The organism is Nostoc sp. (assembly GCF_036917775.1).
Taxonomy (GTDB): Bacteria; Cyanobacteriota; Cyanobacteriia; order Cyanobacteriales; family Nostocaceae; genus Nostoc.
Window position 1 is genome coordinate 92,830 of the sequence record NZ_JBALEQ010000113.1, and the last position, 15,789, is coordinate 108,618.

General features: G+C 39.6%; 12 protein-coding genes and 3 pseudogenes. 5 read left to right on the forward strand and 10 right to left on the reverse strand.

Going from position 1 to position 15,789, the window contains the following annotated elements:
• Window positions 1-56 precede the first annotated feature (56 nt).
• Entirely contained in the window at window positions 57-1,229 is a 1,173-nt protein-coding gene (gene hpsP / locus V7K69_RS23055) for a hormogonium polysaccharide biosynthesis glycosyltransferase HpsP (RefSeq protein ID WP_335038754.1), read from the forward strand.
• A gap of 2 nt (window positions 1,230-1,231) precedes the next feature.
• Here the strand turns inward: hpsP and V7K69_RS23060 are convergent, their stop codons facing one another.
• The gene (locus V7K69_RS23060; RefSeq protein WP_335038618.1) at window positions 1,232-1,945 is read right to left on the reverse strand and encodes a hypothetical protein; all 714 of its coding nucleotides are present in this window, start codon (window positions 1,943-1,945) and stop codon (window positions 1,232-1,234) included.
• Window positions 1,946-2,378: 433 nt separating this feature from the next.
• Between V7K69_RS23060 and V7K69_RS23065 the strand changes: the two genes are divergently transcribed.
• Together V7K69_RS23065 and V7K69_RS23070 are read left to right on the forward strand one after the other, a co-directional pair.
• Window positions 2,379-3,017, forward strand: coding sequence for a peroxiredoxin (locus V7K69_RS23065; RefSeq protein WP_114085723.1), 639 nt, complete (start codon window positions 2,379-2,381; stop codon window positions 3,015-3,017).
• Between the two features lie 116 nt (window positions 3,018-3,133).
• A pseudogene (locus V7K69_RS23070) lies at window positions 3,134-3,244 on the forward strand (Uma2 family endonuclease); the annotation flags it as partial.
• 103 nt (window positions 3,245-3,347) lie between these two features.
• Here the strand turns inward: V7K69_RS23070 and V7K69_RS23075 are convergent.
• From V7K69_RS23075 to V7K69_RS23115, 9 genes and pseudogenes are all read right to left on the reverse strand, one after another.
• A complete protein-coding gene (locus V7K69_RS23075; protein WP_335038620.1) occupies window positions 3,348-3,965 on the reverse strand; it encodes a hypothetical protein in 618 nt (205 codons plus the stop codon).
• Window positions 3,966-4,451: 486 nt separating this feature from the next.
• Window positions 4,452-5,150: a DUF305 domain-containing protein gene (locus V7K69_RS23080; RefSeq protein ID WP_335038622.1), complete on the reverse strand. Its 699-nt coding sequence runs from the start codon at window positions 5,148-5,150 to the stop codon at window positions 4,452-4,454.
• Window positions 5,151-5,258: 108 nt separating this feature from the next.
• Window positions 5,259-7,481: a dynamin family protein gene (locus V7K69_RS23085; protein WP_335038624.1), complete on the reverse strand. Its 2,223-nt coding sequence runs from the start codon at window positions 7,479-7,481 to the stop codon at window positions 5,259-5,261.
• Between the two features lie 54 nt (window positions 7,482-7,535).
• Window positions 7,536-8,312 carry a hypothetical protein gene (locus tag V7K69_RS23090; protein WP_335038626.1) on the reverse strand — a complete coding sequence of 259 codons (777 nt, stop codon included), beginning with the start codon at window positions 8,310-8,312 and terminating at the stop codon, window positions 7,536-7,538.
• Window positions 8,313-8,521: 209 nt separating this feature from the next.
• Entirely contained in the window at window positions 8,522-10,603 is a 2,082-nt protein-coding gene (locus V7K69_RS23095) for a dynamin family protein (protein WP_335038628.1), read from the reverse strand.
• A gap of 16 nt (window positions 10,604-10,619) precedes the next feature.
• Window positions 10,620-10,946 carry a DUF3040 domain-containing protein gene (locus V7K69_RS23100; protein WP_335038630.1) on the reverse strand — a complete coding sequence of 109 codons (327 nt, stop codon included), beginning with the start codon at window positions 10,944-10,946 and terminating at the stop codon, window positions 10,620-10,622.
• Between the two features lie 228 nt (window positions 10,947-11,174).
• Window positions 11,175-11,377 (reverse strand): annotated as a pseudogene (locus tag V7K69_RS23105) (IS1/IS1595 family N-terminal zinc-binding domain-containing protein); the annotation flags it as partial.
• Window positions 11,378-11,427: 50 nt separating this feature from the next.
• A complete protein-coding gene (locus V7K69_RS23110; RefSeq protein WP_335038632.1) occupies window positions 11,428-14,169 on the reverse strand; it encodes a sigma 54-interacting transcriptional regulator in 2,742 nt (913 codons plus the stop codon).
• A gap of 364 nt (window positions 14,170-14,533) precedes the next feature.
• Window positions 14,534-14,698: pseudogene (locus V7K69_RS23115) on the reverse strand (helix-turn-helix domain-containing protein); the annotation flags it as partial.
• A 143-nt stretch (window positions 14,699-14,841) separates the two neighbouring features.
• Between V7K69_RS23115 and V7K69_RS23120 the strand changes: the two are divergent.
• Together V7K69_RS23120 and V7K69_RS23125 are read left to right on the forward strand one after the other, a co-directional pair.
• Window positions 14,842-15,006 carry a hypothetical protein gene (locus V7K69_RS23120; protein WP_335038634.1) on the forward strand — a complete coding sequence of 55 codons (165 nt, stop codon included), beginning with the start codon at window positions 14,842-14,844 and terminating at the stop codon, window positions 15,004-15,006.
• Between the two features lie 278 nt (window positions 15,007-15,284).
• Window positions 15,285-15,407 carry a hypothetical protein gene (locus V7K69_RS23125; RefSeq protein ID WP_335038636.1) on the forward strand — a complete coding sequence of 41 codons (123 nt, stop codon included), beginning with the start codon at window positions 15,285-15,287 and terminating at the stop codon, window positions 15,405-15,407.
• Window positions 15,408-15,789 lie beyond the last annotated feature (382 nt).

Sequence of the window (15,789 nt, forward strand, 5' to 3'; positions counted from 1 at the left end):
TCATTGGTCATTAGTGAAGAATAAAGGATAAAAGATAAATGACAAATGACAAAAAAATGAAAGTATTACAAATTGTTCCCTCAATTTCTCTAATTTACGGTGGGCCGAGTCAAATGGTACTTGGATTAGCTCCAGCTTTGGTAAAAGAGGGAGTGGAAGTTACAATTCTCACAACTGATAGTAATGGCGATAATGGTCAAACACCTTTAGATGTTCCTTTAAATCGCCCAATTAAACAAGATGGCTATGAAATAATTTACTTTCATTGTGCGCCGTTTCGTCGCTACAAATTTTCCCTTGATTTATTAAACTGGCTAAAACTTCACGCTCACGAGTTTGATATAGCACATATCCATGCTCTATTCTCCCCAATAATTAGCGCTGCTGCTATTGTGTGTCGTCAGCAAAAGCTACCTTATATTTTCCGTCCTTTGGGTACTCTCGATCCGGCTGATTTACAGAAGAAAAAGCAATTAAAACAGCTTTATGTTGCAATTATAGAACGTCAAAATTTAGCTGGTGCGGCAGCAATTCATTTTACTAGCGAGCAAGAAGCTAAAATATCAGAACGATTTGGAGTATCTACACCAGATTTGGTGATTCCCTTGGGTGTGATTCCCCGTCAATCGTCTATTAAAAATGTATGTAGTCAGCTAGAAATACCAAAGGATGTGCCTTTAGTGCTGTTTATGTCACGAATTGACCCAAAAAAAGGGTTAAATTTGTTGATTCCGGCGCTAGAGAAGCTGTTAGCGGTTGGTTATAAGTTTCATTTTGTCTTAGCTGGGACAAATCCTCAAGATCCAGATTACGAACAAAAGATAATATCCCAGATTCAAAATTCACCACTGCGATCGCACACTACAATTACAGGCTTTGTCACTGGTGAGTTAAAAATTAGTTTACTACAAGCGGCTGATTTATTTGTCTTACCTTCTTACTACGAAAATTTTGGGATTGCTGTAGCTGAAGCTATGGTAGCAGGTGTACCCGTAGTCATTTCTGACCAAGTGCATATTTGTCAACAAATACGTGATAGCGAGTCGGGTTGGGTAGGCGCAACAGATGTTCAAGCACTGGTAGAGTTACTGCAAGAAGCTTTGCAAAATCCCGCAGAACGCCAGCGACGGGGATTAAACGCCCAAAAATACGCCTTGGACAATTTTAGCTGGGATGCGATCGCAAGGCAAACAATCCAAGCCTACCAAAAAATTCTAGCAACCAAATGAATTTAACCCAACGCAGACAACAGCAGTTTTTGCCAAATAGGTGCGAGAATTGCTTTGACAACGATATCCGCAATCACAAAACCAATCCCAATTAACATATAAGTTTTCGGAAAGGGAGACTTCGGAACTTCACCTCTGATGCGAGTTAATAAATTTAATCCTAATGCAGCTAAAGCTACCCCAGTAGCGATAAACCCAATTATCCGCAGAAGTGACCAAGGATACCACCCTAAAATAGCTGCTAACCAAGGTTTAGCACTAACTTTTACCAGTTCTGCAACATAAAAATTCATGTAGTTCAGCATCCAAGTGCCGAATATCAATGCCACGCTACTAATAGTGGCAACGCAGAGAATGCAAAAAATTCCGTACTGCAATAAATGGTCTGGTAAAAATAAATTGAGTGAACCTTCCATACCTTCTCCCGTGCGAATCCAGTGGAACATCTCTGTAGTGTATGATTGTCCACGAAGGATGACTTTTGCTGCTGTTTCTGGTGCGATCGCAGTTGCTACAATTACAGCAATACTCTGCAAAACTCCCCACAATAACATCCACCAAAAAGCACTTTTATATTGTTGGCGACGCACTTGTAACAAGAAAATGGGATAGGGAACAGCAGTACCTAAAATCGGCATCAACCAAGGAACTCCAAAAACAAAACTTGCAGTTGTGCTGAGGATAACACCAATAACAAAAAGGATTACTATCATCATTAATTCAAAATTCAAAAATAATAAATATATTTGTAACCTTTATTCTCATTACTTGTTTTGTGACAATTAAATTTGTCATAGCTTATAAATTTCTCATAATATTGCATCGATGCGAAGAAAAATTATCGGAATTTTGCAATAATGTGGAAATGTTGCAACTCAATAAACCAGACGTGCAATAGCTTATAGTTCAGCTATTGCCCTGATATTTGCAATCTTCTATGTAAAGAAAAACCTATAGGAAAAAATAATAAACTAAAGCATACATGTGTACTTTAGTCAATAGTTTTGACCTCCTTTTAATCACTGATCTGAGAGCGCTGACAACCTAAAATTTTGTTTCAAACTGCTAAAGTCCGATTGGGAAATCGGGGTTTTATGTCATGATGACATACTAGAATATATATGCCTTTCTAACTACAGGGAATCTCACATGGCTCTCCGTCTAGGTGACACAGTACCCAACTTTACGCAAGCCTCAACACACGGCGACATCGATTTTTACCAATGGGCGGGTGACAGCTGGGTTGTGCTGTTCTCTCACCCTGCTGATTTTACACCTGTTTGCACAACAGAACTCGGCACAGTTGCCAAGCTAAAACCAGAATTTGACAAGCGCAATGTTAAAGCGATCGCACTCAGCGTTGATGACGTAGAATCTCACAAAGGCTGGGTGGGAGACATTGAAGAAACTCAAAGCACCACTCTTAACTACCCAATTTTGGCGGATGCAGATCGCAAGGTTTCTGAGCTTTACGACATGATCCACCCCAATGCTAATGCGACTGTGACAGTGCGATCGGTTTTCGTGATTGATCCTAATAAAAAACTCCGCCTAAGTTTCACCTATCCTCCCAGTACGGGACGTAACTTTGATGAAATTTTGCGGGTAATTGATTCTCTGCAATTGACTGATAATTACAGCGTGGCGACACCAGCCGACTGGAAAGATGGAGAGGATGTTGTAATTGTCCCCTCACTCAAAGATCCAGAAGTACTTAAAGAGAAATTCCCCAAAGGTTACGAGGAAATCAAACCCTATCTGCGGATGACTCCTCAGCCTAACAAGTAAATCTGAAAATGATTTCGGATAAAAAGCAAAGACGCAAAGTTATATCTTTGCGTCTTTGTTTATTTGCGTGAGAATATAGTTAGTCGGCTAGGCATCCGAACCTGGAGGAAATCCCTATGTTCTCATCCCCTTTGGTTTTGCAAATTCCGTCATCAATGCAAATGATAAATGAACAATTTTTTGATTTCTGTCAGATGAATCGTGACTTACGCATTGAGCGAAATAAATCTTACAAATGGTCAGAGTCAGGCTATTGCTGTGCGGTCGAAGGCGCGACCCTAGCGGATGGATAAACTCATACTGGGTCGAGAAATTAAGCGAAATAGCCTACTAACTACAATAAGCCAGACTACTTAATCTAGGAGTATTTACTAAGTCAGTATTGGCTATCCAACCATTACCGGATAACTCTCCAGGGAAACTTCTGGCAAGGTCGATTTCTACCCAAATGTAATTTTCAGATTTGTATGACTTAACTACATTACCTGTAACCACGTTCACAAACACGATTGCGTTTGGAGAAAGTGTTGTAATATAATCTCCTTTTATACTTGGTTGGCGACGTAGAGTTTCAGTTTGTACAATTTGCCGACATACACTGCCAATAGTAGGTTTACTCCACAGGTTTTGAGTGCTGTTATTTGTCTGACAAAATTTCAGCACAGCAGTTTGAATAAACCCTGAACTCGGAGCTTTAATTCTGACAAATCTATCTCCACTCACTGGTATAAATGCTAAAGTAATCCTTGTTTGTGCTGACAATATTCTGATAGCACTAGATGATGTTGAAGGTTCTTTAAAAATTGGAGTATCTACTTTAGTTGCACGACAACTCGACTGTGAAGAATTAGAGGGGATCTGGGTGATTTGAGCAAATACAGGTACACTCAGAGCGAACGTAGCAATCTTTACTAAAGTAAAAATAGACAATAACTTCTGAAATTCCACGTTTTTTCCTCAATATCACTTACGTGAAAACTGTACATTATATTTGGAACTTATAAACTCTGACGTTAAAAAATGAGTTTAGAGTGAATACCAGTCTTTTAGACGCGATAAATCGCGTCTCTACATGAGGGGTTTCCGGCTTATCCCAAGCGTATTGGGATAAAACTGCCGACTTACTTACACCGTAGCTTAATAAGGGGGGAACCGAAAAAACATCTATCAAAGTCCCCCTTTTTAAGGGGGATTTAGGGGGATCAAGATATGTGCAACTTCACATTAAATTGGTATAACAATTGGGTTTCGTTCCTCAACCAACCTATACCTAAAAGGAGAGAGAAATAGAAGTGAGGTTTTCCTGATACCGTGAAAAGTCAGATTGTAGACATTGCTCCTGAAATTCCCAACCGCAAGTACATATTGGTTACTTGCAGCGTTAGCGTAGCGGGGCATTTGCTTTTAGCGTCTCCAAGAGTTGCCCATTACGAACTACTTGTTGTACCAGGCTTTCCGCCACTGCTGCATTTCTTTAATCTCTATCTCTTGGGCTTTAACAATTTCTTGGGCTAATTTCTTGATTTCAGGGCGTTTCGACTTACTTAAGGCATCTTGCCCCATTGTTACAGCCCCTTCGTGGTGAGGAATCATCGCATTGATAAAGCGCAAATCAAATTCAGCATCAGCTGCACCTAAGTCTTGACTCATCATCATAGTTTTCATTTGGTCAGATGACATTTCCATCATGTGCCCCATTTGACTGTTGTAAGCCATTGGTTTATCTCCCGCCTTGGGATACCAAGCTTGTCGCCACTGCTTCATCTGAGTGATTTCTTGATTTTGTGATTTGATGATATTGTCTGCTAGCTTTTTGATTTCAGGACGTTTTGATTTTACCTGTGCAACATTCGCCATTTCCACCGCCCCTTGATGATGGGGTATCATGGCATCGATAAATCGTAAATCAAAATTAGCATCAGCTAGGCCTAAATCCATTCCCATGCTGTGATTCATCATGCCACCACCGTGGTTCATCATCTGCTTGTCTTTAGCATTGGCGGTGGTTGCCTTTGCTGCTTCACTTTGGTTTTGGGAAGCAGTACCAGCACAGCCTGTAATTAAACCACCTGCTGAAGCGATCGCAGTCAAGGTTAACGCCAAAAACCCATTCCTCAAAGATAGCAGTTGCATAAGTCTCACCTCATAGTTTCCTAATTCTATATTTACTTATTAGCTTGGCAGCCCGAAATGAAATTAGGATGAAATCTAACTTATTAAATAAGTCCAGTATCTTGTTGTTTATTTATCACTCAAAATTGTGTAAGCATCATTAACTAAGTGCATTTTTTCTTGTGCTTGTTTTAGCAGTTGTGGCTGATTAACAAACAAATCTGGATGCCATTTTTTTACTAAAGTTCGATAAGCCTGCTTTACCTCAGCCTGAGAAGCATTTGTTTGCAATCCTAAAATGCCGTAGGCGCGGGTAATCTTATCTTTTTCCGTTTGGTTTTTGGGTTGGTTGGGTGCTTTATTGTTTTGAGTTGTATTTTGCTGTTTGCTAGTTTTAAAACCAGGCGATTGCATCTCTGCTTTCATCCGGGCTATTTCCTCATTGAGTTCCCAATCACGAAATGTAGCCTCTACCTGTTCGGGACGCGGAGATGGAGAAGCTTTTGGCGATGGTGGTGGAGAAACAGATTCTACCCTTGCGCCATTATTTTTAGCGGTCTTTTCCTGTTGTTGCTTAATCACAGGATCTTTTTCAGGGGAAATTTTAACTCTCTCTGGCTGTGGTGAATATTTTCTATTAATATTTGTGTATTTTGGTATTTCTTTATAAGGTTGATGATTTGAGAGTATTTTGACTTTTTCTAACTCTTGTAGTAACCGATTAAAACCATTTTGTAATTGCTGCAAATTTTCACGTTTATTCGTAATTTCTCCTGGTTCTTGGCTGAATTGAAAGCAAATTACTTTTTCAGATTGCCGTTCATATTCAGCCAAAATGGATAAACCTTGGTTGCTAAAACTAGAAAAATAATCTTCAATTGCAGTTATACAAAGTTTAGCAACTTCCTGATGATAAGATTCCTTTGCTAATTGATCATCTTGTTTTTGGATATTCTTGTTTAACAAATAAGAAATACTTCCGACGACAGCAGCGCCAACTGGGCCGCCTAACAACCAACCGATACCACCACCAACAGCGATGGAACCAGGCTCACTCAAATCATCATTATTGTTTGGCTTTGGGGGTAGTATTACTTGTGGTTCGCTAGGAAAGAGAATTATTAAATCTTGTGGTCGTTCTTCTTGGAAAAACTCGTAAGCTTGATAAAGCCATTTCACAGCAGATAATTGTAATTGGTTGAGGTCTTTTTTAAGAATATTTGTTTGCCAATCTTTAAATTTATTTTCTGCCAATGCAACTGCTGCATCAGCTTGATATTTTGTAAGTAGCTTGGGTAATTCTAGCCAATTGCGTAATTCTCCAATGCTGGTAGTGAAACCTTTATAAATTAAGTTAGCTGCTTTTTGTTTAATTTCAATTTTACTATTTTGTTTATCATCAAAAGATTTTATTTCAAGAGCAATTGGGTCAATTTTAGCTTTTAATGATAGTTGGATTTGAGAAGCGATCGCTTGCACTCTTGGCAAACGCACGCTACCACGATCTGGTTGCAAAATCCCCACAATATTTTGCAACGCTGTTTCAAAAGCCGCTAACCCGCTACTATTGGCAGCCGCAACATCGCCTTTTAATCTAGCTCTTAAAGCAGGTAAAGCATCAACGCGATATAAATTACTAAAACCTGGAGGTAATTCGGCTCGAAAGCTTTCTGCAACAAACAGCAAGCGATTTTGAACCTGTTTTTGCTCGTCGGGTTCTAGCAAGTTTAGAAAATTAGCAACAAATATAACTGTTTTAATACCGCGATCTAATAGCCAATCTCGTAAGTTTTCCCGCTCCCCCAATGTCATTAATTTACGTGCATCTAATAATTGAATAACTAAATCTGCACCTAAAAGTTGTTCTCTGACTAAATTATCTTGCTCATCTCGATCATTTGTTCCTGGTAAATCAAGAAATTCTACTCCCGTTTCTAAGAAGGGATGCGGACAAAAAACTTCCACAGATGCTACATCTTTCCGCATCTGCCTATTGCCGTCAAGAATTGCAAATTGTTGTAAAATTTCTGTACCACTGCGATAAATTTCTGTACCATCTACCAACATGATCCGAGTTCGCACATCAGAGCCATACTTGACAGTAATTGATGCACCTGTGGTGGGGATTAAATCAATTGGTAAGGTGCGATTCCCTAACATGGCATTCAGTAAAGTAGACTTGCCATGATTAAAAGGGCCAAATACCGCAATACGAAAACTAGGATTAACTAGATGATTGCAAATGGTAATTATATCTTGATGGAGTTGTGATTTGCGTTCTAAATTCAGTAAAGCAGATGCAGATTTGAGAGAATCTGCTAAATCCTTATAACCTTCATACTCTGGAAGCATATTTATCTATGTTTTACAGCTAAGATTTTTTGAGGACGTATTCAAAAATTTATTTTATAATTCACTATATCCCTTAAAGTAATCATAATAATCATCATTGTCTAAATCTTCAAGATAACTAGATTCTTGTATGTTTTTATATTCTGAGTAGTCATTTATATTAATAAATAAATCTTTATTTTCATCGTCAGAAACTTTTGTAATATTTTCTTTTATCGCGTTATTTTTTTTGGATAATATCAAATTTTCTAGATAGCTGCGTAAACCACCAAAATACAGCAAGCTTTTTATATCTAAAATGCCTTTATTATGCTTTAATACAATCATATTAGTTGGGATAAACCCAACTGTAATTAGATTATAAATTGATTGAGCTTCACTAACTTTTTCTTGAATTAAAATACAAACTAAAACAGCATTTTTATTAATTTCTTCTTGACTTATTGACCATTGTACAGTGTCAAAAATACCGGAACGTGCTTTAACCTGGATACCAATAGAAGAATCCCTAGTAAGTGTAAAATCAATTTTGCCATCACCGTTTATTCTTGTTTCATAGTCAACCTCAGTCACCAAATTAGATAAACGAGTTTTTATAACTTCCTCTCCTAACTTTCCCTTCATGTTGTTAATGAAGCAATTTTTGGGGTCGTTTGTTCTATACTTACTAACCATTTTCCAGCAAAAGTCTCGTAATTGATCTAAGTTTTCACCAGAAATAACTGTCAATTCACTATGTTGACCTTGTATATTACAATTAAGTAGACATGCAAATTTCAATCTTTGAATGAAATCAAATTGCTGTGCCTTGAGTAAAGTTATCCAGTCCATTTTATAAATTTGCTACTCTTCTATAAGAACTCTAAAATTATTGTTCCCAAATAAATATCAAAAATTGCAACCATCTATAAGGCATGTAAAATTAAAAACCTATAAAAAATTAATACTAACGTGCTACTTAATAGTAAAGACGTTAGTATTCTATTTTAAATTAATGAGTAGTTTGTGGCTACTATTTATCAACGGTTATATAGTTTTTTTCAACTGTAGTAAGCTAATAAATTGCTATACGCGGCCTCAATTTTTTGCAACTGAGCTATTACATCTTCTTGTAATTTTTTTAAGCGGTTGAACTCACCCTCACGATTGATTTCACGGGTTTGTTTCTGCTTCACTAAATTATCTAATTCAGATTTGCGCGAGACAATATCATCGTTAATCCGCTTACCCACCTCTCTTTCATAAGAGTCAAAACACTCTTTGACGGCATTGTATACAACCTGAGATTGCTCATGTGCTACTTGAGGTAGATGTTTAACTAACTCTTTCTTCGCTGTTTTAACTAACTCTTTACGAGCTTGATCTGCTTGCAAAAAGCCTACTCCCAAACCTAGCACTGCAAACCCGATGGGCCCAAGCAAAATACCTGTCACTGCTGTAATTATCCCGCCAATACCAATTACAGTGAAGTAGTTTAACAAGATATTTTTCCAATCAAATCCGGCCCCAGCTAGTGCGAAACCGGCAAGATTTCCTTTAGATAGTGATAACAATCCCATAGCCCATTTTGCCCAGCCGGGAGATTTATCTTCTTCAGCAGTAGTAGTGGTATGTACCTTTACGTTTTGTCCGGTGAGCTTTTCTGTAATTTGGTCTGTGATTTGATTGTAAGATGCGCCATATTGTGAAGCACTGCGAGAAAGTTCTTTAAAAGCTGCGTTAATATCTTTTTCAGCAGTTAATGTCCAAGCCGCAGATTTGTCAGTGATATATTGCTCAAAGGCTTTTTGCAGTGCGGTGTTAAATGCTTCTCGTTTACCACTACTTAGAAAATCAAACAAATTTAATTCTGGCTGATAGCGCAAGAAATCGGTTTCAAAAGTATTACCTAAATTTAAAACGTAGCCGCGAAAAGATTCAGAAATCGTTCTTGCTTGAGTGTCTCTGGTATTGAGAATTTCTTTTTGGAATTCATCTCGGATACCTGTGAGTTTATTAAACTCAGGTTCTACTGAATCAATCCGTTTTTTTAATTCATTTACATCTTGATCAAGTAATGGTATTCGTCTAGCAACTGCTTCGCGGGTATGATTACAAGCAAGTCTTGCTAAGGTTCTGACTTGACGAAGTTCTGCGATCGCACGTTCTCTGGTAAGAAAAGTATTAAGGGCTTCCATAAACTTCGGAAAGCCAGTCCCGTCTAAATCAGCCTGGGGATTCTTTAACCGTCGTCTGAGTGCTTGAATTGACGAAAGCTCAAACACCCTTTCGTCATAAATATTCTGACCTTCTACAGTACAATATTCTGCTAAATTTGCGTTAAATACTTGCCGCAATCTATTCTCCGATGCTTGTAATTCTTCGACATCATCAGGATCAATCAATGATTCCCGCACCTGATCCCAAGCATTAACTAAAAAGAAAACCGTCAATCCTCGACCTTTGATATAATTTTCTAGGTAACGACGCTCACCCAAGGTACAAGGTTGAGAAGCTCTCATCACAAACAGAATTGCGTGGCAGTTATTTACATAACCCAAAGATAATTCGTTTCGTGCTTCTGTATCATTCAATCCTGGACTATCGACAATTTCAATTCCCTTTTCTAGTAGCGTTAAGGGATACTCAACTACTGCATAATCAACATCAGGAAATGCTTGTTTTTTCTCCTGCTCTAGTTTTTTTGCTTCAGCCGGATCAATGGTATATTTATATTTAAAGTTCTGAAAATCTAGCTGTTGTGGACTTTTTCCATCATTAAAATGAATGGTGACTTTCTTTTCTGGCCCATAACGCAAAACTGTTAAAACTGCTGTACAAGGGTTAACATCGCTAGGTAATAAGTTTTCACCAATCAAGGCGTTAAGAAATGTACTTTTTCCCCGCTTCATATCGCCCAATACCAAAAGGCGAAATACACCTTGGTGGAGGTTTTTACTAGCTATTGTAATATCTTCAATATCTCGCTCTAAACTGAGCTTTCCTGATGAAGAATCTCCAGCCAACTCAGCTTGATTAATTGTTTCAGCCAGTTTACTTAAACATACAGATATCTCCGATCGCACTTGAGCAACCCGCTCTAAATCTTGGATAAATCTGTCAGTTGCTACCTGATTACTCATAATAGTTACACCTTTATTAAAGATTGGTTTTTTTAGATTCCAAAAATAATTTGTAAGACATCCATCCCAAAGCACCAACAATAATAAACCCAGCCAATACTGAGGCTATTTTCACTGCAACTAGGGCTACCACACCAAGAGCAAAAAGCTTTCCACCCAGAATTAGTTTTTTCATCCAAGGTTTCTCGGTATTTTCTGGTTGATGCTTCACGGTTTGATGAAAAGCCGCATCGGTAGCATGGATGTTAGTTTCCATTTCCCGGAGTCGCAATTCAACTTCTCGTTCCCGTAATAAACGTTCCCGGTGTTCAAGTTCTTTTTGGCGATCGCTCTCAGATGTCATCGGTATTCATCCCGTCTAAGACAATGAAAAGATGTCAGCATTTACTCATCAATCATGCTGTATACTAACTTACTTGAATAATTAGCAACCCCAGTAAATTTACTATTTTGATTTTTATTGCCTGCTAAACTGAAGGTGGAGTTAAGCAGCAAAAATTTATGGCAAAACGAATATTATCGTCTCACTAAAAGAATTACTTGCGTGAGAAAGCGAGTCCACGAGCGTCTGTACTTTTTTGACCCTTTCAATTGCGCGAAAACCAGAACCATTAACGTACATTTCTAGGCATTCATGCTTAATATCTTCAGAATATCCTTTTGGTTCATCAGATTCGATAAATTGACGCTTACATCGAACATAAACGTAATTTTGCTTACCACGTTGCCTACCGTTTTTACGGTATGAGTTGATGCACACTTAGGACATTGCATAGCGATCGCTCTAATTCATATTTCTATTCTGCAACGCCACAAAATTAGTTTTAGATCATCAATTTAAAAAAGAATGCTGTAAAACCCAACATTAGCAATAGATGGGGAATATTGTTGAATAGCGATCGCTGCGTAATCCGCAGAAGTGGATAGGGACTCAACACCATCACCGACAGTAGGGTAACACCTTGCAAGAATTGAGCCACATCCAAACTCCAGGTGAGCGTTGGTAAGTTTGCACCACTGTAACCTAGTGTTCGTGCGAAAACTGGGAGAATCTGCCCTGCTTCAGTCATCGCAGCAGGAATATAATGGGTCAGATTGGCTGCTAGCGTTAAGGGTAGATAGGCATAGATGACGGTGAGATAGTCCGGTTGCTCAGAATCGAGAAGACGAGCGATCGCATGAGTCAAATAAGTCAACACGGCGGGAATGCCCAAAAGGATGAGGGCGATGGGAATCCCAATCAGCAGATGATCGGCATCCACAGGAATAGAACCAAATCCTAACCATCCCAGAATCCGATGAGCATGGTGCATGAACACACCGCCCAACAGCAGCAGCAACAGGGCAACCTCTGCCCAGAATCCCCTGTGATTATCCAGCAGATCGGAAGCCGGAAACCGCAAATTCAATTGTGCCGAGCGATTGGGGCAAGTTTTGAGGCAGGTCATACACAGCATACAGTCCCGGTTGTCTTGTAATTGCGCTGGATGTGAATAGAGGGGACATCCCCCTGTTGCCTGTCCTTCGGTCGGCAATGCCTCGGCAAAGGTGACGGGAGTAACTCCACTGCCTTTATAACAGCCAAAAGTGCTGCACTGACTGCCACACACCTGTTGAGTTGATCGCAACTCAATCATCGACAGTTTCGCAAACATCCCGTTCATGCCACCAATCGGGCAAAGATATCGACACCATAATCGCCGCTCGTAGATTAGGCTGAAAATCATTGCTCCGGCTGCGATGATCAATAGCAACCAGGCTGACAGGTAGGCATGATGTGGTAAGTCCCAGAGTTTTTCCCACAAGTAAATTGCGACAAAGCCACTAAACAAAATCCAGGCTCCCCAACGGTTTAACCATTTGGTATTCCAGGTCAGTTGCTGGCGGGGAAATAGCCACAGAGAAATTTGCCGTATCCACTCTCCGGCGATCATAAATGGACAGACGGCACACCAAAGCCGACCAATAAAGGCAAATAAGAATAGATAACCAGGCCACCACCACGCCCAAAAAAAATTCAGGGTGATACTGCTATCCCGATCTTGAGAACCAATGAAACCCAGCACTGTCACAGGAACAAAAACTGCCATCATTACCACCCAGATCCCCTCTGGATACCAGCGACTCAGCAACACTTGCCGCAACCAGGGTACATGAGTCAACAGGTCAAGCCGAAAGGCATTTTTGGTTGATTGCACTGACCACAATGCTTGTTCTGGGATGACTGAATGCCCTGGTGGTGTCATAATCACGGCTCGGTGCAAAATCTCTGCCAGTTCTGCTAGGTTGCCAGGATAGTCATAGCTGAGGAGGCGGCGGAGATCAGATTGATCTAGTTGCAACAAAGGGCGATTCTGCTGGCGGCAAAACTGATTCAAGAAGTATCGGGCAAAATCTGGAATGTCCGCCTGACGTTGAGGTAGGGTAAAAACTTTGATGTTAATGGCGTTAATATCAGGCAACTCCAGTTTCTTGGGCGATGCCAAGATCAGGCGCACCGAGGATTTAATCGGTTGAGTAGCTTGAGGAGCAGGATTAATTTTGCCCACAATACCCCGATTCGGCAGAATTAATCCGGTTTTGAGGTAGTGAATTAAGCGAGAGCGATCGCCTTCACTCAACGCCTGCACGTTATCCAGTAGCAGGGTTCCCCGCTCCAACAGTTCGAGAATACCTGCTTGCTGTCCTACCCTACCAAACAACGCATCCGTATCCAGCCGACCATCCTCGGCACGCAGCAGATTGGCGCAGTCCATTTCGGCAAAGGGTTGGGATGCCAGTTCTGAGCGAGCATGAATCAAACCTGCTAGAAATGTTTTACCTGTACCTGCCTGGGCTTGCAAGACAACAGGTTCCAAATGAGCAGCTGCCTGATTAATCTGTTGTGCCAGTTTTTGTGCCGCTTTACTACTGCCAAGAATGCTAGTTTCGCTCGGTACTGGCTGGATGTAGGACTGTAAAGCTTGAATCCGCATCTGTTCCCAGGCAATACGAGTGGCATACTCGTGCAAATCTTGAGAAAGCAGGGAATGAATCACCTGTTGAATTGAGGGGTATTCAACAATCAACCTGTGAAAGGCTGACTGTGGCAAAAACCAAATTTCGCTCTTTGTTAGAGCGATCGCACTGGTTTGATAGGTTCCTGCTACTGCATTGGCAATCAGCGTATGACCAAACAAGTCCCCGGCATTCCGGTAGCGAATTAGCAATTTACCAATCAGCGATCGCTGGAAAATCTCTACTGTTCCTGACTTCAAAAAGTACAGCCCAATGGGGGTTTGTCCCTCTTGATAGATCAGCGTTTGGGGTTCTACAATAAAGCAATGGAATGACTTGGCGATCGCTTGCAGTGCCTCTACTGGCAATTGTCCCCAAACCTGATGAAAACTCAGCCAATTCTGACAATCTTCAACAACCTTGTCATCAACAGTCACATCATCTGTGATCAACGGCAATGGTTGTTCCACAATTGCCGCCACAGGTTGAGTTTGAAAGGTTGCAATAGATTCTGTTTCCGAATTCAAGCCTTGCTGAATGGACAGATGAATGTATTTATTTAGGGACAATTTGATACCTCAAATTTTGAAGCAATAATTTAATTGTGTATCTCAGTATTTATTCGGTCTTAGAATAGCACAAGGTTTTTTGCTGAAGGCGTGCAATATCATGACTAAAAAAAAGTATTTTCATTTTTAACCCGTATCATATATGTTTGACTCATAAGTTGGATAGGCGTTCACATAATTTAAGAAGTTACTAATAAAAATAAGTATATGCAGATAATTACTAATTCGTAATTCGTAATTAAACTGAGGGTCAGAGGAAGTTTACTCTATAATCCTTACCGTTATGGGTGGGGCTAAATCCTCATCCATAACGTAAAGGTAATTATGAATTATTAACGATATACCTACCTCAACTTAGGTTGTTCTAATTCATGCCTAGCGCTTTTCGCAATAGCATCTGGTCTTCTAACTTAGCTTGGAAACGCCCATTTTCAATATCACGAATCCAACTCTGACTTTTACCCGTTAGCTGTGCCAAGTCTCTTTGGCTCAACCCTAGTCTTTTTCTAGCCTCAAGAATATATTCAATAGAGAGAGCTATTTGGGGTTTTAACTTTGTTTTGCAGTTAGTTTGGTGCAGCCTTTTTTCTCAGAGCCGAAATCCTCAAAATTATCATTAGTAATTTTTTAAATCAGTAAATCATTAGGTTTTTGTTCATTTTGAACAATTAGATGAATCTTCATATTTCCGAAAAAGTTATTATACAGATTGTCTTACTCTGGAATTTGGTTACTAACTTTCTACAGGATGTAGCGATCGCTGCTGGGGTCATTTTAGTCTCCAGTCGGTTTCCAGATAAGAAATCTCACGGTTGGAGGGCAATTTTTTCATTGTGACTTCTTTTAATTGGAGTTTACACTAAATACGTCAAATACGTCGAACTCAAAGAAAAAAATAGGAAGTATGATTGAACACAGACCTCCTTTTGACAGAAGCTAAGAGAAGAACTACCTACTCTCATCCTGCCAATATGAAATTTGACAAACTTCAAGAATTTCGTCAAACAGCTTATCAACCAATACGCTTGGGTTAAGGGCTACTGGCAACAATTTTTGGTTTTCAAGACGCGATAAATCGCCGTCTCTACAAGTGTTTTAGGCTTATCTGAACTGTATTGGCTTATCAACATCTCGGTAAAGCCCATGATGCTACCTTTGAGCTTACGGATGCCATATTAACGACTCGTAATGGCTACAGTTTGGCGGATTTATCCCTGTCTGTTCGATTTGGTCGTTAACATAAGCATTACATGAACGAATTGAGTCAGCAGGGCGAATGTTGCCATTACCACAGGAAGATGTAGCACCTGCACAGGAGTCTAGTAGCAGTGAAACTGATGTTTTAGAAAATATATTTCATAAACATAAAAAAAGGCTTAGACTGACGAAGAATATACTCAGGTAACAATAAAAAATTACCCTGTCTCATTCATCTAATCATAATTGCACAATCCTATTGCAATTATTTCTGTTTTTCTTGATCTGATTTAGTTAGTTTAATAATTAACCGTACCATTGCGACTGCCAGTTTTCTCTTTGATTCTGGTTTCTCAATCAATAGTGAATTGTTAGTAGCCAATGTAACTTCAGGTGAATTGGTCGGATTTATTATATTATCCA